This is a genomic window from Chitinophaga sp. W3I9 (genome assembly GCF_050434025.1).
Lineage (GTDB): Bacteria > Bacteroidota > Bacteroidia > Chitinophagales > Chitinophagaceae > Chitinophaga.
Genome location: NZ_JBNPWC010000001.1, coordinates 7,175,166 through 7,199,317 on the forward strand (window position 1 = coordinate 7,175,166; position 24,152 = coordinate 7,199,317).

General features: G+C 47.2%; 21 protein-coding genes. 7 read left to right on the forward strand and 14 right to left on the reverse strand.

Annotation, left to right across the window (positions count from 1 at the left end):
* Positions 1 to 270: 270 nt before the first annotated feature.
* Together QFZ51_RS29010 and QFZ51_RS29015 are read right to left on the reverse strand one after the other, a co-directional pair.
* Positions 271 to 1,410 carry an NAD(P)/FAD-dependent oxidoreductase gene (locus QFZ51_RS29010; protein ID WP_429050908.1) on the reverse strand — a complete coding sequence of 380 codons (1,140 nt, stop codon included), beginning with the start codon at positions 1,408 to 1,410 and terminating at the stop codon, positions 271 to 273.
* Between the two features lie 9 nt (positions 1,411 to 1,419).
* Positions 1,420 to 2,220, reverse strand: coding sequence for an SDR family NAD(P)-dependent oxidoreductase (locus QFZ51_RS29015; protein ID WP_429050910.1), 801 nt, complete (start codon positions 2,218 to 2,220; stop codon positions 1,420 to 1,422).
* Positions 2,221 to 2,368: 148 nt separating this feature from the next.
* On the opposite strand from QFZ51_RS29015, the gene QFZ51_RS29020 reads away from it, so the two are divergent.
* A complete protein-coding gene (locus QFZ51_RS29020; protein WP_370912361.1) occupies positions 2,369 to 3,415 on the forward strand; it encodes an NAD(P)-dependent alcohol dehydrogenase in 1,047 nt (348 codons plus the stop codon).
* 136 nt (positions 3,416 to 3,551) lie between these two features.
* The gene (locus QFZ51_RS29025) at positions 3,552 to 4,076 is read left to right on the forward strand and encodes an OB-fold protein (RefSeq protein WP_429050912.1); all 525 of its coding nucleotides are present in this window, start codon (positions 3,552 to 3,554) and stop codon (positions 4,074 to 4,076) included.
* Between the two features lie 28 nt (positions 4,077 to 4,104).
* On the opposite strand, the gene ilvA is transcribed toward QFZ51_RS29025, so the two are convergent.
* The 8 genes from ilvA to QFZ51_RS29065 form a co-directional block, all read right to left on the reverse strand.
* On the reverse strand, positions 4,105 to 5,361 hold the full coding sequence (ilvA, locus tag QFZ51_RS29030) for a threonine ammonia-lyase IlvA (protein ID WP_429050913.1): 1,257 nt from the start codon (positions 5,359 to 5,361) through the stop codon (positions 4,105 to 4,107).
* 160 nt (positions 5,362 to 5,521) lie between these two features.
* The gene (gene ilvC, locus QFZ51_RS29035) at positions 5,522 to 6,568 is read right to left on the reverse strand and encodes a ketol-acid reductoisomerase (RefSeq protein ID WP_370912358.1); all 1,047 of its coding nucleotides are present in this window, start codon (positions 6,566 to 6,568) and stop codon (positions 5,522 to 5,524) included.
* 128 nt (positions 6,569 to 6,696) lie between these two features.
* A complete protein-coding gene (gene ilvN / locus QFZ51_RS29040; protein ID WP_142686236.1) occupies positions 6,697 to 7,233 on the reverse strand; it encodes an acetolactate synthase small subunit in 537 nt (178 codons plus the stop codon).
* A 49-nt stretch (positions 7,234 to 7,282) separates the two neighbouring features.
* A complete protein-coding gene (gene ilvB, locus QFZ51_RS29045; RefSeq protein ID WP_370912357.1) occupies positions 7,283 to 9,031 on the reverse strand; it encodes a biosynthetic-type acetolactate synthase large subunit in 1,749 nt (582 codons plus the stop codon).
* A complete protein-coding gene (ilvD, locus tag QFZ51_RS29050; protein WP_429050916.1) occupies positions 8,997 to 10,676 on the reverse strand; it encodes a dihydroxy-acid dehydratase in 1,680 nt (559 codons plus the stop codon). Before ilvD ends, ilvB begins: the two co-directional genes overlap by 35 nt.
* Before the next feature lie 247 nt (positions 10,677 to 10,923).
* Complete coding sequence (locus tag QFZ51_RS29055) at positions 10,924 to 11,826, reverse strand: branched-chain amino acid transaminase (RefSeq protein WP_370912355.1); 903 nt, start codon at positions 11,824 to 11,826, stop codon at positions 10,924 to 10,926.
* A 711-nt stretch (positions 11,827 to 12,537) separates the two neighbouring features.
* Entirely contained in the window at positions 12,538 to 13,635 is a 1,098-nt protein-coding gene (locus tag QFZ51_RS29060; RefSeq protein WP_429050918.1) for a phosphotransferase enzyme family protein, read from the reverse strand.
* Entirely contained in the window at positions 13,626 to 14,528 is a 903-nt protein-coding gene (locus QFZ51_RS29065) for a sugar phosphate nucleotidyltransferase (protein ID WP_370912353.1), read from the reverse strand. The genes QFZ51_RS29060 and QFZ51_RS29065 overlap by 10 nt, the downstream gene beginning before the upstream one ends.
* Positions 14,529 to 14,659: 131 nt before the next feature.
* On the opposite strand from QFZ51_RS29065, the gene QFZ51_RS29070 reads away from it, so the two are divergent.
* The 3 genes from QFZ51_RS29070 to QFZ51_RS29080 all read left to right on the forward strand — a co-directional run bounded on the left by QFZ51_RS29070 (position 14,660) and on the right by QFZ51_RS29080 (position 17,775).
* Positions 14,660 to 16,000 (forward strand): alpha-L-fucosidase, encoded by a 1,341-nt coding sequence (locus tag QFZ51_RS29070; protein WP_429050920.1) that lies wholly within the window; start codon positions 14,660 to 14,662, stop codon positions 15,998 to 16,000.
* A gap of 91 nt (positions 16,001 to 16,091) precedes the next feature.
* A complete protein-coding gene (locus QFZ51_RS29075) occupies positions 16,092 to 16,976 on the forward strand; it encodes a 1-aminocyclopropane-1-carboxylate deaminase/D-cysteine desulfhydrase (RefSeq protein ID WP_429050922.1) in 885 nt (294 codons plus the stop codon).
* Positions 16,977 to 17,043: 67 nt separating this feature from the next.
* A complete protein-coding gene (locus tag QFZ51_RS29080) occupies positions 17,044 to 17,775 on the forward strand; it encodes a hypothetical protein (protein ID WP_429050924.1) in 732 nt (243 codons plus the stop codon).
* On the opposite strand, the gene lipB is transcribed toward QFZ51_RS29080, so the two are convergent.
* Positions 17,776 to 18,540, reverse strand: coding sequence for a lipoyl(octanoyl) transferase LipB (gene lipB / locus QFZ51_RS29085; protein WP_429050926.1), 765 nt, complete (start codon positions 18,538 to 18,540; stop codon positions 17,776 to 17,778).
* Positions 18,541 to 18,598: 58 nt separating this feature from the next.
* On the opposite strand from lipB, the gene QFZ51_RS29090 reads away from it, so the two are divergent.
* Both QFZ51_RS29090 and QFZ51_RS29095 read left to right on the forward strand, forming a co-directional pair.
* Positions 18,599 to 19,672, forward strand: coding sequence for an RluA family pseudouridine synthase (locus QFZ51_RS29090; RefSeq protein WP_370912348.1), 1,074 nt, complete (start codon positions 18,599 to 18,601; stop codon positions 19,670 to 19,672).
* 123 nt (positions 19,673 to 19,795) lie between these two features.
* Positions 19,796 to 21,466: a gliding motility-associated C-terminal domain-containing protein gene (locus QFZ51_RS29095; RefSeq protein ID WP_429050928.1), complete on the forward strand. Its 1,671-nt coding sequence runs from the start codon at positions 19,796 to 19,798 to the stop codon at positions 21,464 to 21,466.
* Between the two features lie 3 nt (positions 21,467 to 21,469).
* On the opposite strand, the gene QFZ51_RS29100 is transcribed toward QFZ51_RS29095, so the two are convergent.
* From QFZ51_RS29100 to QFZ51_RS29110, 3 genes are all read right to left on the reverse strand, one after another.
* Positions 21,470 to 22,420 carry a hypothetical protein gene (locus QFZ51_RS29100; RefSeq protein WP_429050930.1) on the reverse strand — a complete coding sequence of 317 codons (951 nt, stop codon included), beginning with the start codon at positions 22,418 to 22,420 and terminating at the stop codon, positions 21,470 to 21,472.
* Positions 22,421 to 22,552: 132 nt separating this feature from the next.
* Positions 22,553 to 23,347 (reverse strand): anti-sigma factor, encoded by a 795-nt coding sequence (locus tag QFZ51_RS29105; protein WP_429050931.1) that lies wholly within the window; start codon positions 23,345 to 23,347, stop codon positions 22,553 to 22,555.
* A 69-nt stretch (positions 23,348 to 23,416) separates the two neighbouring features.
* Complete coding sequence (locus tag QFZ51_RS29110; protein ID WP_429050932.1) at positions 23,417 to 23,965, reverse strand: RNA polymerase sigma factor; 549 nt, start codon at positions 23,963 to 23,965, stop codon at positions 23,417 to 23,419.
* Positions 23,966 to 24,152 lie beyond the last annotated feature (187 nt).

Sequence of the window (24,152 nt, forward strand, 5' to 3'; positions counted from 1 at the left end):
ACATTTAAATTGCTCATCATAGTGCATTTATGTAAAAAGAAACAATTGATACCCTTTACTTTCACAAAAGGTACCTGTGAACGGAATAAAATATCTTCCAGGTTGATTTCCTTTCCTTTATGGGGGTGGGGAATTGTCAACTGAATGCCTGGTAGCGTGGAAATAAAAAATAAATATAGAGCACAGAAAACCGGGAAGCAAGTTTTTCCGCTCCGTCGGGAAAAAACATTTTAATCAATGGGCAGGTCGGGGCAAATCCCGCGGGCGCCTTCAGGACTCCAGTGCCATTACAGCGATGTTATCCCCGATTACAGAACCGATGGCCACTCCCATTCCTCCCATGCGTACGCCCATGATCACATTATTCGTATGTGCTTTTACGATAGGTTGTTTTGTTTTACCAAAAGCCATGATACCCGTCCACTTGTCGGCTATGGTTACCTCTCTGCCGGGCAGTATTACGGTGCGCAGCAATACTTCCAGTTCGTGCTGGATCCGGTCGTTGAACCGGAAGTCGGTGGAAGTTTCCCCGGCGAAGTCGAGCTGGCGGCCACCGCCAAGCAGTACCCGTCCTTCCAGTTCCCTGAAATAATAATATCCTTCTTCCATGTGGAAAACGCCTTTAAAGGGCAGGTCTTTTACCGGTGTGGTGATCAGCACCTGTCCCCTGCCGGGCACTACTTCTTCCTCCGGGAGCAGCCGGCGGGTAAAGGCATTGGTGCAGATGAGCACCTTACGGGCTGAAAAGGCAATATCTTCTTCCAGGGTATGATGCGGCACGATAACGTTCACACCTGTATGAAAATCGTCTATTGTTTTCACGGTGCAACCGGTTTTAATTTCCACTCCTTTTAATACAGCTGTATCGATCAGCGCCCGCATCATTTTGCCGGTATGCAGTTCACCCTCAAAATTATTGCGGATAAGTGCTTTTACATACGCTGAGGCAAAACCGAAAGCAGGAAGACGGTCGTTTGCCAGCGTGAATGCGGGTTCTCCGTTGAAGAGCTCACCCAGGATGTGATTTACTTCCGGGAGCTGGTGCAGGGCCCATTCTTCACGGGGGCCAATCAGTTCATGGCTGCCATTTTCCTGGTAACCGATGGTGGTATCGCCGAGACGGCTGCGCAGCAGGCGTAAGCCTTGCAGCCGTAACCGGACCAGGTCCCTCACCGCATCCGTGGGCATTGTTTGCAGATCGGTCAGTATTTCGGTGAGGCTTCCGATGCAGGCGAAGCCGGCATTTTTGGTACTGGCGCCGGTGGGCAAAATGTCCCGTTCCAGCACCAGTACCCGGCAGCCGGGCGCTCTTTCTTTCAGGCTGATGGCAGCCGACAGACCAACGATACCGCTGCCGATAATGATATAGTCGTATTGCAACAAGCTTTCCTTCTCCCAGAAACTTAACATACTTGATATTTATACAGTGCCTACAGATCCGCCGTCTACCCGGAATACCGCGCCTGTGATGAAGGAGGCGTGATCAGAAGCCAGGAACGCCACTATGCTGCCGGTTTCTTCCGGGGTGCCGGGGCGGCCCAACACCTGGTAGGGACGGTTTTCTTTCAGGAATTCTTTGGCCGCTTCGGCGATAGAAATATTTTTTCCTTTTGAGATGCCTTCCAGCATTTCATCTACCAGTGGTGTTTTGATAAATGCCGGCGAAACGGTGTTTACCAGGATATTATCTTTTCCGTAATTCTGCGACAGCGTTTTTGAATAGTTATTCAATGCAGCCTTTGTAGCATTGTAATGGCCCATGTTGGGGTCCGGCTGTTCCGCATTTTCGGAGGAGATGTTGATGATCCTGCCGCCACCCTGCTTTTTCATGTGAGGAATTACCAGCTGGGTGAGCGCTACCAAGCCGAAGAAATTGACTTCAAACACCTGCCGCCACTGCGGCATGCTGATGGTGTCCAACGGACCGAATGCGTCTATACCGCCGGCGTTATTTACGAGGATATCGATGTGACCGAGCTGCTGCACTGTGGTAGTGACCAATTGCTGCAGGTCCGCTTCTTTTGTCATATCTGCTACCACCGCCAGCACGTCCAGTCCCTGCAGGCGGAACATAGCGGCTGTATCTTCCAGTTCATCGGCATTACGGGCGGTGATCACTACGGTAGCGCCTTCCTGCAACAAAGACGCCGCGATCCCTTTGCCTATACCTTTACTGCCACCGGTAACGATGGCTACCTTTCCTTTTAAATTAAGCTCCATGATCTTATATTTTAGACCAAAAATAAAAACCGGGTATCTGTTTATTACTGTATAAGTTATTGAAAAAACAGTAAAAGCAGCTGTTTAACCCCCGCAGGATTCCGGATAGTACAAATTATGTAGCTTCGGGGGACTAAAATTATACACCATGATTGCGACAAAAGCTTATGCTGTGCAGGATGCTGCATCACCCTTGGGTCCCTGGAATTTTGAACGCAGAGAGCCGGGACCGCATGATGTGCAGATTGAAATCCTTTATTGCGGGGTATGTCATTCCGATATTCACCAGGTGCGGAATGAGTGGGGCAATTCAATTTACCCGATGGTTCCCGGCCATGAAATAGTGGGGCGGATCACCAAAGTGGGTGATCATGTCACCAAATTCAAGGTAGGCGATCTGGCGGGGATAGGTTGCTTTGTGGATTCGTGCCGGGTGTGCGATCCCTGCAAATCCGGAGAGGAACAATATTGCATCACCGGTGGCGCCAGTACCTATAATGGTTACGAAATGGATAGAAAAACGCATACCTATGGCGGATATTCCACCCATATTGTAACAGACGAAAAATATACGTTGAAGGTTTCTGATAAGCTGCCGCTTGAGGGAGTAGCGCCGCTGTTATGCGCTGGCATCACCACTTATTCCCCGCTTCGCCACTGGAAAGTAGGCAAAGGTCATAAAGTAGCGGTAGTGGGTTTGGGCGGTCTGGGCCACATGGCGGTAAAGCTTGCGGCGTCTATGGGGGCTGAGGTAACGATGCTAAGCACCTCTCCCTCCAAGGAAGCGGATGCCCGCCGGCTGGGCGCCCATCATTTCGCGCTGATGACAGATAAAGCGCAGGTAAAGCAGCTCTACAGTCAATTCGATTTTATCATCAATACTATTTCCGCCCCCCACGATTACACGACTTACCTGAACCTCCTGAACCTGGATGGTGTGATGATTTGCCTGGGAGTGCCACCGGAACCGTCCGTGGTACCGGCCTTCAACCTGATCATGGGACGCAGGAGCATTGCCGGATCATTGATCGGCGGCATCCGCGAAACGCAGGAAATGCTGGACTACTGTGCGGAGCATAATATTACCAGTGATGTGGAAGTAATTAATATTAAAGATATCAATACCGCTTATGAGCGGATGCTGAAGGGTGATGTGAAGTACCGGTTTGTAATTGATATTGCCAGTTTGAAATAAGTGTAGCCGGAGTGGCCACTTTATTTATACCCGTTCCGGTAAACCGGAACGGGTATTTTTTTGTTATGCAGTTGTTAAGCAGAAATTGTCCTTTGATTTTGTTGGTATATTAGTCACTATCCCTAAATTTCCCGTTATGTCGAGTACTACCTCAAAGAACCACAACAGGTACCGGCACCTGCATTTAGCTATAATTAGCACGGTTGTTATAGCCATTGCCGGCGTTTTACTGTACTTTTTTGTTAAGCGGCACACGCCTGATTTACCGGATATCGCCGCCAACCTGCATCAGGCAGTAATGCCGGAAGAAGATACCAGTGTAGGAAAATGCGCGCAGTATCCCATCACTGCATTAGAGCTTCAAAAGCTATATCTGGCGAATGATCCGGTAGCCGTGGAAAAGTATACAAATGAAACGGTGTATATAAACGGTGTTTACATTGGTACTGGTATTAACCCGATGGGTACTGCCTACATGATCCTTAAAAGTGGCGACAGGTCTCATTCCATTAAGTGTTTTCTACAGAACAAAGAAGATATTAATTTAACGAAGGGGAGCCGCGTTTTACTGAAGGGTTATTGCCGGGGGCAGATATGGGATCTCAAAATTGAGGAGTGTGAATTACTGGATCTTCCGGTTGTAACATCGCAAAAAAAATAGCGCGCCCTTTTACGGGCGCGCCTCATCTCTATACAAGATATCCGAACAGGCTGTCGTCTTTATTGAGTTCGGTGATCTGGAAATTATATTTCTGACAATTGGCAATCAGTTTATCATAGTCCTCGCGGTTTCGCAGTTCCACCCCTACCAGCGCGGGACCTATCTCCTTATTATGTTTCTGGATATATTCAAACCGGGTGATGTCATCATCCGGGCCGAGTATATCGTTCACAAATTGTTTCAGGGCTCCCGGGCGTTGTGCAAAACGTACAATAAAATAGTGTTTCAATCCTTCATACAGGAGTGAACGTTCCTTTATTTCCTGCATGCGGTCGATGTCGTTGTTACTGCCGCTGATCACACATACTACTTTTTTCCCTTTGATTTCCGCGGCATGGTCGTCCAGTGCTGCGATGGACAAGGCGCCCGCGGGTTCTACCACAATTGCATCTTCGTTATATAACCGGAGGATGGTGGAGCACACTTTTCCTTCCGGCACGAGGTGCATTTTATCCAGCACATCTTTGCAGATTTCGTAGTTGAGGGTACCTACTCTTTTAACAGCAGCGCCATCTACAAAGCGCTCTATTTCATCGAGGGTAACGGGACCGCCGTTTTCCAGTGCGCGGAGCATAGAGGGTGCGCCTTCCGGTTCCACCCCGATGATACGGGTATTGGGACTATATGTTTTAAAATAAGTGCCGAGGCCGGCAGCAAGACCGCCGCCGCCAACGGGTACAAAAAGAAAATCGATAGCGGACTGGTCTTCCAGGATTTCAACGGCTACGGTTCCTTGTCCTTCAATTATTTTCGGGTTGTCGAATGGCGGGATAAAGGTCATACTATTGGCTTTTGTGAAAGCCTGGGCTTCCACAGAGCAATCGTCGAAGGTATCCCCTACGAGGCGGATTTGTATATGATCGCCGCCAAACATATTTACCTGGTTAACTTTTTGTTTTGGTGTGATCACCGGCATAAACACCACGCCTTTAATATTCATGGCTTTACATGCATAAGCAAAGCCCTGGGCGTGGTTACCGGCGCTGGCGCAGGTAACGCCTTTAGCCAATAGTTCAGCAGGCAGGCTGCTGATCAGGTTATAGGCGCCGCGCAGTTTATAAGAGCGTACAATCTGCATATCCTCTCTTTTCAGATATACGTCGCAGTTATAACGCCGGGAAAGATTGGCGCTATACATCAGCGGAGTGCGGGTAACGATTGGTTTCAGTTTCACAGCCGCGTCCAGGATATTCAGGGAATTGACACTACTCATTACTTCAGACATAAAATGTAATTAATACAAATGGCAAAGCATTTTCGGGATTATCGAAATCATGGAACCTGTATTCAGTATCAGAAAGATGTATTCTTCCGTACTAAATACGAGCGCCAATAATTTCAATAATTCGAAAATGCTTTGCCATTGTAATGTATAATATTTGCTATTACGCGTTGTTAGGGCGCAGCTTACGTACGGCCGCACCAGCCTGCCACATTTCGCTTTCACGGAGTTCTTTCAGTTCTTCGTTCAGTTTCTCACGGTAATCCGGAGTGCTGTTGGAAGCGATAGAACGGGCAGCTTCTTTACCTGCAGCAACGCTGGCATACAGTTCATCAAATACAGGCTGGGTAGCAGTTTTGAACTTCTTCCACCAGTCGAGCGCACCGCGCTGAGCAGTAGTAGAACAGTTGGCATACATCCAGTCCATGCCATTTTCTGCTACCAGTGGCATCAGCGACTGTGTGAGTTCTTCTACTGTTTCATTGAAAGCTTCAGAAGGTGAGTGACCATTCTTACGCAGTGTTTCGTATTGAGCAGCGAAGATACCCTGGATACAACCCATGAGAGAGCCGCGTTCGCCGGTAAGATCGGAGAAAACTTCTTTTTTGAAATCTGTTTCAAACAGGTAACCGGAACCAACACCGATACCCAGTGCTACTACGCGTTCTTTAGCGCGGCCGGTAGCGTCCTGGAAAATAGCGTAGCTGGAGTTCAGACCCTGACCAGCCAGGAACAGGCGGCGCAGTGAAGTACCGGAACCTTTTGGAGCTACCAGGATTACGTCTACATCAGCAGGAGGAATGATACCGGTTTGTTCTTTATAGGTGATACCGAAACCGTGGGAGAAGTACAGTGCTTTACCAGGAGTCAGGTGTTGCTTTAAAGTAGGCCACAGGGTGATCTGTCCGGCATCAGACAGCAGGAACTGAAGAATAGTACCTTTCTGAGCTGCTTCTTCGATATCGAATAAAGTTTCACCAGGAACCCAGCCATCAGCAACTGCTTTGTCCCAGGTTTTGGAATTTTTACGTTGACCTACAATAACATTAAAGCCATTGTCTTTCAGGTTCAGTGCCTGGCCAGGACCTTGTACGCCATAACCAATAACTGCAATCACTTCGTTCTTCAGCACTTCCCTTGCTTTTTCCATAGGGAATTCTTCTCTGGTTACTACTTGTTCGAGTACCCCTCCAAAATTGATGGTTGCCATGTGTTGTTTTTTTAGCTTTTAGCTACTAGCTGTTAGCTGTTAGCTGAGGTGTGATTTGAATGAATAATGATTAAGATGTCAGCTGCCGGCGGCTGGCCGGCAGCCAGTTATTTGCTGAAAGCACACGGCTAAATGCCGGGAGCTTCCTGTGTGTGTAATTCTTTCAGGTGCTCGTGGAAACGGCGGCTCCATTTTACAATGGCTACCCTTCCGCTCTTAGTGTACTCTATCAGGCCATATGGCTCCAGTTTCTTGATAAAGTCGGTCAGCTCCTGCTGGTGACCTGTTTTCTCGATCACAAAATAATCCGCGGTGATCGTCAGGATACGCGCATTATTTTCACGTATCAGTCTTTCAATATCACCTGTATGTAACGACCGGGTAGAAATTTTATACAGCGCCAGCTCCTGGTATACCACTTCATCTTCTTCATGCACAAAAGCGCGGTGAATTTCAATCAGCCTTTCTATCTGTCCAACTACTTTATCCAGCTTCTCACGTGTAGACATCACCGTTATTACAAACTTATACACACCGGGAATTTCTGTTTCAGCGGTGGTTAAGCTGGTGATATTGATACCCCTGCGGGTAAATATTATGGTGATACGGTTGGTTATACCTATACGGTCTTCCGTATATACCGTTACTGTATACTCTTTTTGCATATACCTGTTGTGAATTACAAATGATCAATGTGAATCCTCCGGGATGCTGCTACTCCAGCCTGATGCTGGAAACAGGAGCACCTGCGGGCACCATAGGGAATACGTTATCTTCTTTTTCCACTACCACTTCCAGCAGATAAGCACCCTTGTGCGCCAGCATTTCATCAATAGCGGCGGATATATCTTCCCTTGCTGTTACTTTTTTGCCGGGGATATAAAATCCTTTGGCAACCTGTACAAAGTCGGGATTGACCATTTCAGTGGAGGAATAGCGCCTGTCGAAAAACAGCTGCTGCCATTGTCTTACCATTCCCAGGAAGTTGTTATTCAGGATCACTATTTTCACACCAATCTGTGACTGGTGAATAGTGGCCAGTTCCTGTAAGGTCATCTGGAAACAACCATCGCCGATAATAGCAACTACTTCTTTTTCGGGCGTACCGGTTTTAGCGCCCATTGCTGCCGGCAGCGAAAAGCCCATCGTACCCATTCCCCCTGAGGTGACATTGGTATTGGGATTTTTGAAGCGGTAATAGCGGGAGGCTACCATCTGGTGCTGACCGACATCTGTTACCAGCACTGCTTCGCCTTTGGTTTTTTCTGAGATCAGGCGGATTACTTCTGCCATTTTCAGCTCACCTTCCTGTGGATACAGTTCAGCATGCTGTACTTTATCATATTCTTTTTTATCAGCGGCGCGGAATTCTTCCAGCCAGGCGGCATGCTCAGCAGGGTTTACCTGTTTGATCAATGCTGCCAGGGCTGGCTTTGCATCTGCGTGAACGGCTACATCAGCTTTGATGATCTTATTGATCTCTGCTGCATCGATTTCGATGTGTATAACTTTGGCGTTGGGAACATAGGTGCCTACATCGCCCGTTACACGGTCATCAAAGCGCATTCCCACTGCGATCACCACATCGGCTTCGCCGGTGAGCATGTTAGGACCATAGTTACCATGCATTCCCAGCATACCTACATACAGCGGGTGATCTACCGGTACGGCAGACAGGCCCAGTAAAGTAGATCCGATAGGAATGGCGGCTTTTTCCGCCAGCGCGATCAGTTCTTTTTCGGCACCTGATAACAGTACGCCATGGCCACAGAGGATGAATGGCTTCTTTGCACCGTTGATCAACGCTGCTGCTGCTGTTACCGCATCCTGGTTTAATTCAGGAATAGGACGGTAACTGCGGATATATTCACATTTCTTGTACTCGTATTCAAATTCCCCGAACTGTGCGTTTTTGGTGATATCCACCAGTACAGGGCCGGGACGGCCGCTGCGGGCAATGTAAAATGCTTTGGCCATTGCGCCCGGAATATCTTCCGGACGGGTCACCTGTATATTCCACTTGGTGATAGGCATGGTAATGCCGATCACATCTGTTTCCTGAAATGCATCGGTTCCTAACAGGGCGGCAGCTACCTGGCCGGTTACGCATACCATTGGGGTACTGTCCATATAAGCGTCGGCCAAACCTGTAACCAGGTTGGTGGCGCCCGGACCGGAAGTAGCAAAAGCTACACCTACCTTACCGGAACTGCGTGCATAACCTTGTGCAGCATGAGTGGCACCCTGTTCGTGCCGGACGAGTATGTGATGGACCTGATCCTGGAAATCGTAAAGGGCATCATAAATAGGCATGATCGCCCCGCCGGGATATCCGAAAATGGTGTCCACTCCTTCTTCGATCAGGGAGCGGATCACTGCTTCGGAACCTGTAATCACAGGCTTTGCAGCTAACTGTTTATCTGCTATCTCAGGCTTCATCGGTAACACATCCTTCTGTTGCATTTTTTACAAGTTTTGCGTACTTAAATAAGATTCCATTGGTCACTCTCAATGCGGGTTGTATCCACGCTGCCCGGCGTGCGGCCAGTTCTTCGTCACTGATTTCCACATTGATAAAGTTCTTCGTTGCGTCTATTTCGATGATATCGTTGTCTTGTACGAGTGCGATATTTCCCCCTTCAAAAGCTTCCGGGGTGATATGGCCTACCACAAATCCGTGGGTACCACCGGAGAAGCGGCCATCGGTAATGAGGGCTACGCTTTTGCCTAATCCCACGCCCATGATGGCGCTGGTAGGTTTCAGCATTTCCGGCATACCGGGTGCGCCTTTCGGGCCTACCTGGCGGATCACCACTACATCTCCTTCTTTTACTTTACCGGAGGTGATACCTGCGATCAGTTCAAATTCGCCGTCGAATACACGGGCGGGGCCTCTGAAGCGTTCGCCTTCCTTACCGGTGATCTTCGCTACGGAGCCTTCTGTGGCGAGGTTACCGTAAAGGATCTGGATGTGGGCGGTTGGTTTCAGTGGTTTTTCCAGCGGCACAATGATATCCTGTGTGCTGAAGTCTATGTCTGCCACGTTTTCCAGGTTTTCGGCGATTGTTTTACCGGTAACCGTCATACAATGGCCGTGGATATATCCTTTTTTCAGGAGGTATTTCATTACCAAAGGAACGCCGCCGATATTGTGGAGGTCTTCCATGAGGTATTTACCACTTGGTTTCAGGTCGGCGATCAGCGGTGTTTTGTCGCTGATGCGCTGGAAATCTTCCAGCCTGATGGAAATGCCTACTGACTTCGCGATGGCGATAAAGTGCAGTACGGCGTTGGTGCTGCCACCCAGGGCCATGATGATGGTGAGGGCATTTTCAAATGCCTCTTTGGTCATGATGTCCTTAGGTTTAATATCTCTTTCAAGGAGCAGGCGGATGTATTTACCGGCAGCAATACATTCATCTTTTTTGTCCTGGCTCAATGCGGGGTTGGATGAGCTGTATGGGAGGCTCATACCGAGTGCTTCGATAGCGGAAGACATGGTATTAGCGGTGTACATACCGCCACAGGCGCCTGCGCCGGGGCAGGAATTCTGTACAATGCCTTTGAAATCGCCTTCATCCAGTTTACCGGCCATTTTCTGACCTAATGCTTCAAATGCAGAGATGATGTTGAGATCCTGGCCCTTATATTTTCCGGGTGCGATAGTACCGCCATAAACCATGATAGAGGGGCGGTTGAGGCGACCCATCGCCATCAGGGAGCCGGGCATATTCTTATCGCAGCCTGGTACGGTGATCAGGGCGTCGTAATACTGTGCTCCTGCAACGGTTTCAATGGAATCTGCAATCAGATCACGGCTAACGAGGGAATAACGCATCCCCGGCGTACCATTGCTCATACCATCGCTGACGCCAATGGTATGGAAAATGAGTCCGACCAGATCATTTGCCCAGACGCCTTTTTTGACATCTTTAGCCAGATCGTTCAGGTGCATATTGCAGGTGTTGCCATCGTAGCCCATGCTAACGATACCCACCTGTGCTTTTTTCAGATCTTCTTCTGTTAAACCAATTCCATACAATTGTGCCTGCGCAGCTGGTTGCGTAGGGTCTTGCGTGATCGTCTTGCTGTATTTATTTAATTCCATTGCTTTTTGTTATTACCCCGATTACAGGTGTTTATAGGTACCCTATTTTAAAAACTCTCCACAAATTACCCGGTGGCGTCGTCAAATTCAAACCAACTTATTCCAATTTACCGGTCTTCAAATCTGCCTTTTAAGCTTTAAAACCCTTTACTGTAAAGGATTATAAGTTTTTCGATTTACAACCTTCAAAGGATTTTAACTGTCAGCTGTTAGCATTTAGCGAATGCTAACAGCTAACAGCCAACGGTTATGCCAGTTGAGCTTCGCGTTGGAATGCTTTTTCCAGCACTTTAGCTTTGTAGGCCTGTTGGAGTATTTTTCCGAGCGACTGTGCCCAGGGCTTGCTGAAAGACTGACCGTCCAGGGAGTCGATACCGATGATTTCTGCTGCAGTACCGCAGAAGAATGCTGCTTCGGCTTCTTTTAATTCCGGGATGGTAAATAATTTTTGTTCCAGTGGGATATTCAGTTCCTGGCAAAGTTCGATAACAGTGGCGCGGGTGATGCCTGGGAGGATGTTACCGGCGGGAGGAGTGTATATTTTGCCGTCTTTTTCAAAGAAGATGTTAGCACCGGGGCCTTCTGCAACGTAACCATTCATATCCAGCAGCAGCGCTTCATCGTAACCTTTTTCTTTTGCTTCCTGCGAGGCCAGTATTGAGTTTACATAAAGGCCGGCCGACTTGGATTCTATTTTAAAGGCTTTGGGATTTGGTCGTTCGTAGGAGGAAGTCATTACGCGCAACAGCTTTTCTCCCAGGTAAGCTCCCCATTCCCATGCGCAGATCAGGATGTGCGACTCTGCGGCGGCTTTCAGCGTCATATTCGGCGGACAGAACACCAGCGGCCTGATATAAGCTTCTTCCATGTTATTCATCTCCAGTACTTTATAACAAGCGGCGATCAGCTCTTCGTTATCAAATTTGTAGGGGATGTGGATCAGTTCGCAGGAGCGCTTCAGGCGGTCGAAGTGTTCTTTTGCTTTAAAGATCTTCACTTCGCCGTTTGCGGTTTTGTAGGCGCGGATGCCTTCAAAAACAGCATAACCGTAGTGGAGCGACTGACCATACAGGTCAGTTGTAGCAGCATTTGCTTTGGTGTACTCACCGTTGATGTAAAGAAAAGTGTTGTCGTTGTAATAGCTATACATAAAATTGAAATTATACCAGGAATATACAGTCCAAAAAAAAGCCTCCCTCTTTGCGGAGGAAGGCGTTATATTTTGTGATTATATGCACGTTTACCTATCCTCCATACTGGTGGCTAATAATGACAACGACGATAATCACGACCTTCGTGATAGCCCAGTTGAGCTGAGGCACGATGTGATTAAGTTTTATATTGTCTTTATTTACCCACATGGAGGTGCTTATTTTCTTTAGCGTTTCTACAAAAGTATTCGTGAAAAAAATAAAAAACAACAATACAGGCAATATTTAGTAAAAAATTAATCACATTAAGGGTTTTTGAAAATATTTAAAAAAACAAGGCAATAGTTGCTTATTTTCTAAACAAATCACAGGATCGTTATAAATTAATCTACTGGTTTTGTGTACAAAAGACGCGGATTTTGTCTTTCCCGCGGATTACGCTGATTATACTGATTACCCGGATTTTTACTTTTTGGATTTATAAAGGATTAAGGGAGATAAAGCGGATGTATCCGCTTTATCTCCCTTAATTATTATTTTAAGGAAATCTAAAAAATCTAAAAAAAATCCAAAAGTAAAAATCCGGGTAATCAGTATAATCAGCGTAATCCTGAGCCAAGACAATATCCGCTCAAAAAAAAATCCCGGTGCTTCCTGCACCGGGATAAAATGATTTCATTTTACTGTTCACGTTCTAAAAATGATTTCATTTACTGTTCACTTGTTACATTGACGTGCAGGCATTTATCGATGATATCCTGCAGTACTGTTTCTTTTTCCATGAGCCGCTGCAGTAAAACCAGTTGATTTTTTGCGCGGTCGTAATTGTGTGTCGGGTACTTGATGGGATAATATACGTCACCGTTCAGATAATCGGTGAGGAAGCGTATCCCCTGCATGTAGATCATAAACTTCCCGGCAAAGAACAGTTGTTCTTTTTCTACTTTTGTCAAAGTACCGCCAATCTCTGCGAGATACCCCTGCATAAGGGCTTCGTAGTATTCTTCGCGGATAACGATCTGGCTGAAATCCCTTTCTTCTTCAGACACGGGGCAAACATAAGTGCGTACCATGTCACCGAGGTCTGAGATGATTTTTCCGGGCATCAGGGTATCCAGGTCACATACACAAATACCTTCATAAGTATCCTTGTTGAGCAATACATTATTGATTTTGGTATCGTGATGCATCAGATGGTCCCTGAATTCAGGATTTGTTTTCAGTTGTTCATACGTTACTGCGATGTCAGAATAGCGGAGGAAATCTTCAATCATCTCTTCTGCTGCAACTTTCCGGTCTTCCTTTGCCGTTCGGATTGCCTCCTGGAAGGCGCTGTACCGAAGGGTCAGGTTGTGAAAGTTTGGAATCGAAGCTTTAAACGGCTTCAGGTCAATTCCCGAAAGGTAACTGGCGAGGCGGCCAAATTGTCTGGCTGCTTCATACGCCTGCTTTGGGTTGTCGGCCTGGTCTACCGTTACGGAATCCGCAATAAAAGGGATCAATCTCCAGTATTCGTTGTCAATTACAAAGAGCTCTTCCCCGTTAACCGTGGGGATCGGCGTAATAAACAGATAGCGGGGATGATGAACTGCCAGGTAATCCGCTGCCATTCTCTGGTTGGCGGCGATAACTCCTGGTTCCTTAAATACGTTTACATTGATCTTTTGTAAAACGTAGCTACTGCCGTCCTGCTTTTTTTCTAACAAAAAAGTGTTGTTGATGTGTCCTGATCCAAATTTTCGGACATTTAATCCTTCAGGCTCAAGTCCGAAAGCCTGAAGGATCCTGCTGTTGGGTTTTATTTCCATAAATTGTCTGGATATTCTCCATTCTTAACCAGCGCCGACAAGCTGGCCTGCACTCCCGGTGCATCTTCTTTGTAAGTAACGCCAAACCATTTTGCACTGGTTGGAATTACTTTTACCTGGCCTATACCACGGCGGGTAAATTCATCGGCTACAATCGTAATAAAGAATTCAGATTTAGGATTGCTGCTGTTTTTCTCCAGAAATTCGCTGAAAAGGCCCTGGCTCAGTTCAAATACGCTCGGGTGGAATCCCCAGAAGTTCATGGATACCGGCGTGTTGGCAGGTAACGGATGTTTGCTGCCATCTGCTTCTTCATAAACGATCTGGTCGTTTTCAGCATATATCTTGGTCCTTTCGTTGATAGCCGCCAGGTTGCCGTCTGCGCTTACTTCGCATACGCCGCGGGAAACAGAACCGTGCTCACTGATAGTTTTGCCCAGTTCATAGCCAACTACGCTGTATACGTTGGGCTTACAGTCGTTATTCAGGAAAGCAGCCATTTTAACGAAAGCATCTGTACCATAAAAGTCATCTGCATTGATCACTGCAAATGGCTCATTGATAGCGTTTTTGGCGCAAAGAACCGCATGGGCAGTACCCCATGGCTTGGTTCTGTCGGCCGGAACCGTATGATCTCCTAAAAATGCATCCATTTCCTGGTATACAAAATCAACAGCCACGCGGCCTTTGAGCTTTGGTTCAAAGATTTCCCTGAACTCAGCCGCAAAATTCTCGCGGATGATGAACACTATTTTTCCAAAACCGGCGCTGATAGCGTCGTAAATAGAGTAGTCAACGATAGTTTCACCGCTGGGGCCAAATTGCTGGATTTGCTTTAAACTGCCGTATCGGCTGGCCATACCGGCCGCCAAAATCAATAAAGTCGGTTGCATTTTTCTGATATTAGTTTTATAAGTGTCAACTATTTACCTAAAAATATCGGCGCTAAATTTAATCATTAAAACTATTTTCACACTTTCTTTTTGTAGTAACGCCCTTTTTTAAAGATTAATTAAACTGAACAATGAAGAGATTATTAGTGCTGGGAGCCGTTGCCATGCAGCTTCTTACTACTGCCAATGCGCAACAGAAAACAAATCCGGATGACATTAAAGAAAAAATGCAGTGGTTCTCCGATGCCAAACTGGGCATTTTCATTCACTGGGGCATCTACTCTGTCAAAGGAATCGATGAATCCTGGTCATTCCACAACAAAAAAATATCCTACCCCGATTATATGCAGCAGCTGAAAGGCTTTACTGCAAACAATTACAACCCGCAGGTATGGGCCGACCTGATCAAAGAATCCGGCGCCCGCTATGCAGTGATGACCACCAAACACCACGATGGCGTAGCGCTGTGGGACAGCAAATACAGTAAACTGGATGTTGCCAACAGTACACCGGCGAAAAGAGACGTGCTCACCCCTCTCTACGCGGCTTTGCGGCGCGATAATATCAAATGTGGTGCCTATTTCTCCCTGATCGACTGGAGCCACAACGATTATCCGCAGTTCCTGAAAGACAGCAACCGCTATGATATCAAAGCCCAGCCCGAAAGATGGCAACGCTTCCTGAAATATTATGAAGGACAAATGGCCGAGGTAATGACGAAGTTCAACCCGGACCTGTGGTGGTTCGATGGCGACTGGGAACACTCCGCCGAAGAATGGGAAGCCCCCAAAATGCGACAAATGCTCACCTCCCATAATCCCAACACCATTATCAACGGACGCCTGCAGGGATACGGCGACTATGAAACGCCGGAACAGAACTTCCCCGTGTCACGCCCGAAATACCACTGGTGGGAACTATGCATGACCATCAACAACAACTGGGGATGGCAGCCACAGGACAACAACTGGAAAACACCTTTTGAAATTATCACCATCTTCGTGGATGCCGTAAGCAATGGCGGCAACCTCCTGCTCGATATCGGCCCCAAAGCCGATGGCAGCATCCCGGAAGAAGAAGTTCACATGCTGAAAGAACTCGGCGCCTGGAACAAACGCAATGGCGAAGCAGTGTTCAATACCATCGGTGGTATTCCGCAGGGACACTTCTACGGCCCCACCACCCTCTCAAAAGATTCCAGCACCCTCTACCTGTTCCTGCCGGCTAAAACCAGTGGCCAGGTAATGGTGAAAGGACTTTCCAATAAAATTGAAAGCATCACCGTACTGGGCAACAACAGCCAGCTGACCCACAAAGTAGTCGGCAAAATTTCCTGGAGTCCTGTACCCGGACTGGTTTTCATAAACGTACCGGAAAATGTACAGGATAAATATATCACTGTGCTGAAAGTGAAGCTGGATAAGGCCGTGAAGCTGTACAGAGGCCAGGGTGGTTTCCTGACCAACGATTAATAAACGATTTTGATTTTATATTTGGGGAGATGAATGCTGCAATATGCCTTCATCTCCCCGATCTTTTACTGCCTTATCACTTAATCGCTACATGCTTTCTTACGATAACATCACCCTTGAATCCTTTCAAACTTCCTGGCTGCCGGAGCATATCCAGGCTGCCATGCTGCGTTTGGATAAAATTCACCCGGAAGTATCCGGGAATAAGTGGTTTAAGCTGAAATACAACATCGAAGCGGCTAGGACTAATAACAGCAACGGCATCCTTACCTATGGCGGCGCTTACTCCAATCATATTGCAGCCACCGCCCTGGCCTGTAAGGAAGCAGCCTTGCCCTGTGCAGGAATTATCCGTGGAGAAGAGCATAAGGGCCAGTTGAATCATACGCTTCAAACCGCAGCAGACAATGGCATGAAGCTGGTTTTTATTAGCCGGGAAGATTATCGACATCACAAAGCAGGTAACACCTTATATCCCGGCTATCATGTTGTTCCGGAGGGCGGTCACAATGCCCTGGGCGCCCGGGGCTGTGAAGAGATCCTTTCTATCTTCCCCACAACAAATTATACACATATCCTTTGTGCCGCAGGCACAGGCACCACACTCGCGGGCCTGATCAACAGTGCTGCACCGCATCAGCAGGTAATTGGCATTCCCGTATTAAAGGGCGCTCAGTCCCTTGAAAAAGAAATTACTGACCTGCTGCATCCCGGTAATAACAACCGATGGCGGCTATTATACGAACACCACGGTGGCGGCTATGCCAAAAAATCGCCTGCACTTATAGATTTTATCAATACTGTCTATCAAGAAACAGGTATTCCCACAGATTTTATTTACACCGGCAAACTGGTAATGGCCTTTCGTGATCTGGTCCAGCAGGGCTGCTTTCCGGCGAACAGCAACGTATTGCTGGTACACACCGGAGGCCTCCAGGGCAATCTTTCCCTCCCTCCCGGCGTTCTTTCCTTTTAAAAACTGTTCATTATATTTGAACGGTAGTGTATTTTTGCCAACTTTAAGAGCTCACGGAATAATCAGTATGAAGCAGATTGTGCGTATAACATTTGTTATTGGAATTTTTTTATTGACCGGATTTGCAGGAAAGGCTCAGGCACAGGAGTTTGTGCCACCTGTGCTGCCTAATTTTACCGCTTCTATTAAAACCGGTAGGATACAACTGGACTGGATCTCCGGCTTCACACAGGTAAAGGAAATAGGTATTCAGCGCTCGCTCGACAGCGTACTGAACTTCAATACCATTGGTTACGCCAGCTACCCTACTCAAACAAGGAACGCCTATCTTGATAATAAACCGTTACCGGGCAGTAACTATTACCGTCTCTTTATTTTATTCACCAACGGACGTTTCATGTACAGCAAAACGGTACTGGCCCTGTCCGACAGCACTATCCGCGCCGATCAGAAATTGCAGTATGCCGACATCATGGATGCTTCAAGGGGCCTGAGAGGCAAGGAACAGGAAAACAGGGAGCCGGAAAGAGCATCCTGGCACCCCTCCAACTATATTTACACTACTGCCGATGGCAATATCAACATAAAGCTGCCGGATGCACCGCAAAAGAAGTACTCCATTAAGTTTTATGAATCCAACGGTACTTTCCTTTTCGATATCGACCAGGTAAAAGGCCCTTCCCTCATTTTAGAGAAAGCTATTTTTATGCATGCAGGATGGTTCAACTTCGAAATATTCGAGGAGGGAAAATTAAAGGAGAAATGGAACCTGTTCATTCCGCTCAACTACAAAATGTAACTATACCATTTCAGCGTTAAACACTTCGCCGAAATGTTTACTCAGCTTAGCTTTCACTTCTTCCAGGCTTACCGGCTTACCCACTTCTTTATCTAGTGAGGCTACCTGTTTGTCGGCAATACCACATGCAATGATGTTGTTGAAGTAGTCCATCAGGGTATTCACATTCAGGGCAAAGCCGTGCATGGTTACCCAACGGCTGCAACGAACCCCCATAGCGCATATTTTACGGGCTTTCGCTTTATCGTGCGGATCCAGCCATACGCCGGTTTCTCCGGAAGAACGGTCGCCGGTTACGCCATATTCCGCCAGCGTGCGGATAATCACCTCTTCAAGGCAACGCAGGTATTTACCAATATCTGTAAAGAAATTTTCGAGATCCAGGATAGGATAACCCACCACCTGGCCGGGACCATGAAACGTAATATCTCCGCCACGGTTGGTAGGCACAAAGCCTATCCCCTGCTCCTGCAGCTCCTGTTGGGAGATCAGGAGGTTTTCCATATGACCGCTTTTACCAATGGTATACACGGGAGGATGTTCGCAAAACAACAGGTAGTTGGTAGTGGCCTTTGGCAACTGATCGGCTACCCTGGTTTTCAACTGCACATTTTCCTTCAGCAACTGCTCCTGGTAATCCCAGGCAGCCTGGTAGTCTATTACGCCGAGGTCTCTTACTACAATCTTCTGCTTTACTTTATCCATGATCATATTGGTCTTTTTCAGCTGCGCAAAGGTACGCCAATTCGCTGTGATACGGAACATTTGCCCACAGGGCTGCTAAACTGCCAACTAAGCTTTACCTTTGCAAAAAATTATATTAATGGCTGAAGAATTGCTGGAACTGGAAGATGAGCTGGAAAACGGGGATGGCAGTGAGGAACTATATGAAAAGATTAATATGGTGGTCGACAAAGGACAGGACCCTATCCGTATTGATAAATTCCTTACTAACCGCATAGAAGGCGCCACCCGCAATAAGATCCAACAGGCCCTGGATGGTGAACTGGTGTTGGTGAACGACAAACCCGTTAAGGCCAATTACAAGATCAGGCCACTGGACAGGATCGTCGTGTTTTCCAACCGGAACCCGGAAAATACCGACATCATTCCACAAGAGCTACCGCTGAATATTGTATTTGAAGACGACGATATTATGATCATCGACAAACCCGCCGGCCTGGTAGTACATCCCGGCTGCGGCAACCGCGATGGCACACTGGTGAATGGCCTGTCATGGTACCTGGGCGATAAAACCCAGGCTACCGAGCCGGAAATCCCGCGCTTCGGACTGGTACACCGCATCGATAAAAATACCAGCGGATTGCTGGTCATCGCCAAATCCGAAAAAGCGATGAATGACCTGGCCAAACAATTCTTCGATCACACCGTGCATCGCCGCTATATTGCGCTGGTATGGGGCGACTTTGAAGAAGACGAAGGCACCGTGGTGGCCCACGTAGGCCGCCATCAACGCTTACGTAAGATTATGGATGCATATCCGGATGGCGAATATGGCAAGGAAGCCATCACCCACTACCGCGTACTGGAACGGTTTAATTATGTAACCATGGTTGAATGCCGTCTTGAAACCGGCCGCACCCACCAGATCCGTGTACACATGCAGCATATCGGCCACTCGCTGTTTAACGATGAAACCTACGGCGGTAACCGCATTGTGAAAGGAACCGTATACACGAAATACAAACAGTTTGTGGAAAACTGCTTCAGTATTATGCCACGCCACGCCTTGCACGCGCAACAGCTGGGCTTCATACATCCCCGCACCCGCGAGCAGATGTACTTTGAAAGCAACCTACCTTCCGACTTTACCTCCGTACTGGAAAAGTGGAAAAGATATATTGCAGCCAGACCGCTGAAAGACGACGAAGTATAACTTATAACTGGTTTTAGCGGGGAACTGTCTCCGCTAAAATCATCTTCTCCTAAAATTCATATTTATTATTATAAATATTCTACATGTTTAGGTTATCTTAGCAGCAATTACCCATGTCATTACATGAGAGACCAAATATCTGTTTTCTGTCGATTCTTATTCCTTATGCCGGTTTTGCTGGTATGCTGCCTGTTTGGCAACAAGGCCGGCGCCCAGAACACTCCCTTTGCTGTATCCTCTACCTGTGTAAACGATACTTCTTTTTTCCTGATCATCAATCCCGCGGGCATTGACTCTGTGAAGTGGTTTTTTAACGATCCCCCTTCGGGAGATAAAGATTCTTCCAGGAGCATGCAGGCGTATCATATTTATAACAACGTTGGCACTTATACCGATACCCTCATCGCCTGGCGCAATGGCCTTCCGGATACCACCATTCAATCTGTTACCATTGTTACGCCTGTGATCTTCGATCTCGGCGACCAGGACATTACCCTGTGTGAAGGCGGCACCATGACATTGCAGGCGCCCATCATTCCCGGCGCTACTTACCTGTGGCAGGACAGTTCCACCGGCAGCAGCATTCTTGTAGATACTTCCGCTACCTATAAAGTAAAAATAAATGGCTGTCCGAGTCCCGACTCCGTCAATATTTTCTATACACCCATCCCGGAAATAGAGCTTGGCAAAGACCTCGTGCTATGCACCGGCGAACATATTGCGCTGGATGCTACCGCGCAAAACTGTACGTATCTCTGGAGTACCGGGAATACAGAGCCCACGCAGGATGTTTACACCTCAGGCACTTATCACGTAGACGTATATCCGAAAGGTTGCCCTACCGTGTCGGACGATATCACCATTACGTTCACCGGCGCCCCTTATCCCTTTTCACTGGGTCCGGATACCCTGCTTTGCCCCGGAGAATCGATCCGCGTAGCTCCTGCCATTCCCGAGGCCACCCGGTGGGAATGGAGTACCGGCGCCACCACGCCGGCGGTGACTATTAGCAATACCACTAACCTGTGGGCACTGGTGGAAATTAACAACACCTGCAGTGTGGTAGATACCATCTTCATTAATTATAACCGTTTAAAAAAACTGGACCTGGGCAACGACACCAGCATCTGCAAAGGAAACTTCCTGGTGCTTACCGCCGATTTCGGAAACGGGCAATATCTCTGGCAGGACAGCTCCGATCAGGCCACGTATTATGTGACCAAGCCCGGCTTCTATTATGTGCATGCACAAATAGGCCGCTGCGAATCGATGGATAGTATCTCTGTAAAATTTGAAGACACCCTGCGGGTAAACCTTGGTCCGGATACACTGCTTTGCAGAAATGAAGTGTACCAGCTGCGCGCTACCGGCGCCGGCGGGGGTACCTATAAATGGCAGGACAGTACCAGCACACCCATGTATACCGTTACGCGGCCAGGGTTTTATGCGATGGTGGCTACCAATAGTTGCGGGCAATCCGTTGACTCGGTAGAAGTAAAATACCACGATTGCGAATGCCAGCTGTATTTTCCTACTGCCTTTTCCCCCAACGGAGATGGAAGAAATGATTATTTCCGGCCGGTATACCGGTGTCCCATATACGATTATACACTCAGCATCTATAACCGCTGGGGAGAACGGATCTTCTTTACCACAGATCCGCAGGTTGGCTGGAACGGGCGTGTAAACGGTATTTTAGCGGATATTGCCACCTATGTATGGATTGTGGATTATAAAGAAGTGATCACCAGGTTTGCTGTGCATAAAACCGGTACCATTACTTTGGTGAATTAGCTATCACTGCGCCCCTGTGAAATTCAGGAACCTGGCTGCGAACACGGCTGTTTCCCTTTTCTTGAAGGGTACGTTCCAGGTGCCGTTATAGGTAACCAGGGCGGGGATCAGGAGGCCATTGTATTTGGTCATCTGTACATCCATCTTCACATTAAAATCAAACAACATCGTTTTGTAGGAAAGAGCATATTTACGGCCAACGATCTCAAAATTATCTTTGTTAAACCAGGTGATCAGCTCATCTATCACCACATCTGCCCTGTCGATGCGGCTCAGGCCGGGCTTTGTTTTGGCGGTAAACACATAGCAGGAGGTCCCATCCACATAGTTTGCAGCAGTGATGGAAAAATCATAATACCGCATTACTTCACTGTTGAAGATGGCTACTTTGGGCCCTACGATGGGCACGCCGCGGATAGGCTTCCCGGGGTTAAAGATCAGCTGTTTCAACTGCGCCTTGTGCCGGGCGAGGCTGCCGCTGGAGCGGTCGGGATCTTCACCTGATTCATCTGTACATACGGTGCCTTTGGTAAAGAAGAGGTTAGCGTATAATTCAGCGGTATAATAATTATAATTTCCTTTGCGGGTATAGAAATCGCCGGTTACTTTTTCGTTAGAAACCTGCATGGTGCGGCACTTCCCTTTCATTTCCTGGTGGGTTTGATTATAAAGGGAGGCCTGTACCTGCGCATTTTTGCCAAGTACCTGGATATCGTTGATGGCGTCAAAACCTACGATATGCAGGTTTTTGAATGCGCGGTAAAAGGTGGTGTCATCTTCCACCCTTTTAATAAAGCTGTTAACGTCGAAGCCTATACGCTTTGCAGCTACAATAACTTCATCCAGGTTAACCGTCATTCCTTTATAGCGGGCTGTGTCCTGAGCGTTGAGTTGTAAACATTGTAACAGGCTGAGGGCAATGGTTCCGGCTATATTTTTCCAAAAATGTGACATAGCTGCAATTTAGTAAAAAAGAGCAAAGTGGGTGCCAGTCAAATACTAAAAACAGAAAGCCGTTGTAAGTAGCACTTACAACAGCTTTCTGTTTTTCTTTAAAAGGAGATAGAGAAGAACTATCTCTTTTTATCAACCGGGGATTTTTCCGGCCACATACATTTGTTCCATAGTAGGCTGCAGCGCACCACCTTTTTTCTCCAGGGTAACAGCAAACATTTGTGCTTTGCCGGTTACTTTCATTTTCTGGAGGAGGCTGGCTGTATCACCCATTTCGAACACGCCCATATCAACCGGTTTGCCATCTACGATAGCCCAGAGTTGATACTGTTTGTCGGCGGTTGGTTCTGGCAGTTTGTTAACTTTCAGATACACTTCCTGACTTTGCGGGTTCCAGAATACAGTAGCTAATGCTTCAGGGAACGCTTTGGTACCTGGCATCGGCACTTTCAGAACTTTAGGATCCTGGATAATTTCCATAGATTCCTGCATTTGTTCTAAGCGGGTTTTGTAAAGATTGCTCTTTGACAAAATGGAGTTCTGGGATACGAGCAAAGATTGGTATTTATCTTTGTACTCCTTGAATTCCTTGTACCGGTTAAAGAACACATAATTTAAAACAAGACTTCCCACCAGCAGCACGGCGGCGGCGGTGGCAAGCCATTTCCAGGATAGGCTTTTAGTTTCTTGCATGGACACTACTTTTGGTTGTTGCAGGTCTTGATCGGGTACAGGTTCACCCTCCTGCAAATTGGGTTCATTATTGATTTGTGTGAATAAACGTGTTTTAATATCCGTCTCCGGATTTTTGCCCTGCAACCTGATATATTCTTCCATACTGCGGCGATAGGCTTCCACCTCTTCGGCCACAGCCGGGTATTGGGCCATAGCGGCTTCCAGCTCCTGAGTTTCTTCATCGCTGGCCATACCTGCTATGTATAGCTCAATAATTCCGGACGATATGAAATGTTGTGGGTCCACTATTGGAAAAAATATTTACTTGTTTAAAATGGTTCTTAATTGATTAATGGCATTGCGCATTCTTGTTTTCACGGTACCCAAAGGGATGTCCATCACCCGGGCAATTTCTTCCTGGGTACAACCTTTATAATATGCTAAATCTATCAGGGTACGCTGTTCTTTGGTAAGCTTTTCCAGGATCCGGGAAAACCCAAGGTAGTCGGCAGATGGCTGCACAGCAATGAGGCTGTCGACTACATGTACGTCATCCGGCATATTCCGGATCTTCTGCTCCATCTTATGGGATTTGGACCGGAGAATATCTATCGCGGTGTTCCGCGCAATATTCAACATCCAGGTAAAAAGCCTGCCTTTTGTTTCATCGTAGCGGTCGAGATGACGCCAGATCTTCATGAATACCTCCTGCAATACATCCCCGGCGGAGTTGTCGTCGTTCAGTACCTTCACAATCACCCCATATAATGCCGGTGAATACTGGTCATACAGGTAACTGAATATTTTCTGGTCACGGGCTTTTAAACCCTGCACCAGCTCAGCTTCTGTATATGTAGCAGCGTATTCCAAAACAGATTGGATATAATTTTAGATAGTTAGTTACGGATAGATTTCACAACACGACAGAACGGAACATGATCATCATGCCTTCAGCTTTCACGGATATTTTTTTTATAACAGTTGTGCTTCTTTGAAATGGTTAATCGGGGTGCCGGTAAAGGCAAGATACTCATTTATCATGATAAACAAATCCGGC

Excerpts from the sequence above, each read along its gene's own strand:
- QFZ51_RS29055 (WP_370912355.1), bottom strand. The coding sequence starts at position 11,826 with ATGTATAGCTATTACAACGACAACACTTTTCTTTACATCAACGGTGAG.
- QFZ51_RS29025 (WP_429050912.1), top strand. The coding sequence starts at position 3,552 with ATGTCGAGTACTACCTCAAAGAACCACAACAGGTACCGGCACCTGCAT.
- QFZ51_RS29070 (WP_429050920.1), top strand. The coding sequence starts at position 14,660 with ATGAAGAGATTATTAGTGCTGGGAGCCGTTGCCATGCAGCTTCTTACT.
- QFZ51_RS29065 (WP_370912353.1), bottom strand. The coding sequence starts at position 14,528 with ATGCAACCGACTTTATTGATTTTGGCGGCCGGTATGGCCAGCCGATAC.
- QFZ51_RS29095 (WP_429050928.1), top strand. The coding sequence starts at position 19,796 with ATGAGAGACCAAATATCTGTTTTCTGTCGATTCTTATTCCTTATGCCG.
- ilvB (WP_370912357.1), bottom strand. The coding sequence starts at position 9,031 with ATGCAACAGAAGGATGTGTTACCGATGAAGCCTGAGATAGCAGATAAA.
- QFZ51_RS29020 (WP_370912361.1), top strand. The coding sequence starts at position 2,369 with ATGATTGCGACAAAAGCTTATGCTGTGCAGGATGCTGCATCACCCTTG.
- QFZ51_RS29080 (WP_429050924.1), top strand. The coding sequence starts at position 17,044 with ATGAAGCAGATTGTGCGTATAACATTTGTTATTGGAATTTTTTTATTG.
- QFZ51_RS29090 (WP_370912348.1), top strand. The coding sequence starts at position 18,599 with ATGGCTGAAGAATTGCTGGAACTGGAAGATGAGCTGGAAAACGGGGAT.
- QFZ51_RS29100 (WP_429050930.1), bottom strand. The coding sequence starts at position 22,420 with ATGTCACATTTTTGGAAAAATATAGCCGGAACCATTGCCCTCAGCCTG.
- QFZ51_RS29060 (WP_429050918.1), bottom strand. The coding sequence starts at position 13,635 with ATGGAAATAAAACCCAACAGCAGGATCCTTCAGGCTTTCGGACTTGAG.
- QFZ51_RS29015 (WP_429050910.1), bottom strand. The coding sequence starts at position 2,220 with ATGGAGCTTAATTTAAAAGGAAAGGTAGCCATCGTTACCGGTGGCAGT.
- ilvD (WP_429050916.1), bottom strand. The coding sequence starts at position 10,676 with ATGGAATTAAATAAATACAGCAAGACGATCACGCAAGACCCTACGCAA.
- QFZ51_RS29075 (WP_429050922.1), top strand. The coding sequence starts at position 16,092 with ATGCTTTCTTACGATAACATCACCCTTGAATCCTTTCAAACTTCCTGG.
- lipB (WP_429050926.1), bottom strand. The coding sequence starts at position 18,540 with ATGTTCCGTATCACAGCGAATTGGCGTACCTTTGCGCAGCTGAAAAAG.
- QFZ51_RS29010 (WP_429050908.1), bottom strand. The coding sequence starts at position 1,410 with ATGTTAAGTTTCTGGGAGAAGGAAAGCTTGTTGCAATACGACTATATC.
- ilvA (WP_429050913.1), bottom strand. The coding sequence starts at position 5,361 with ATGTCTGAAGTAATGAGTAGTGTCAATTCCCTGAATATCCTGGACGCG.
- ilvN (WP_142686236.1), bottom strand. The coding sequence starts at position 7,233 with ATGCAAAAAGAGTATACAGTAACGGTATATACGGAAGACCGTATAGGT.
- QFZ51_RS29105 (WP_429050931.1), bottom strand. The coding sequence starts at position 23,347 with ATGGCCAGCGATGAAGAAACTCAGGAGCTGGAAGCCGCTATGGCCCAA.
- ilvC (WP_370912358.1), bottom strand. The coding sequence starts at position 6,568 with ATGGCAACCATCAATTTTGGAGGGGTACTCGAACAAGTAGTAACCAGA.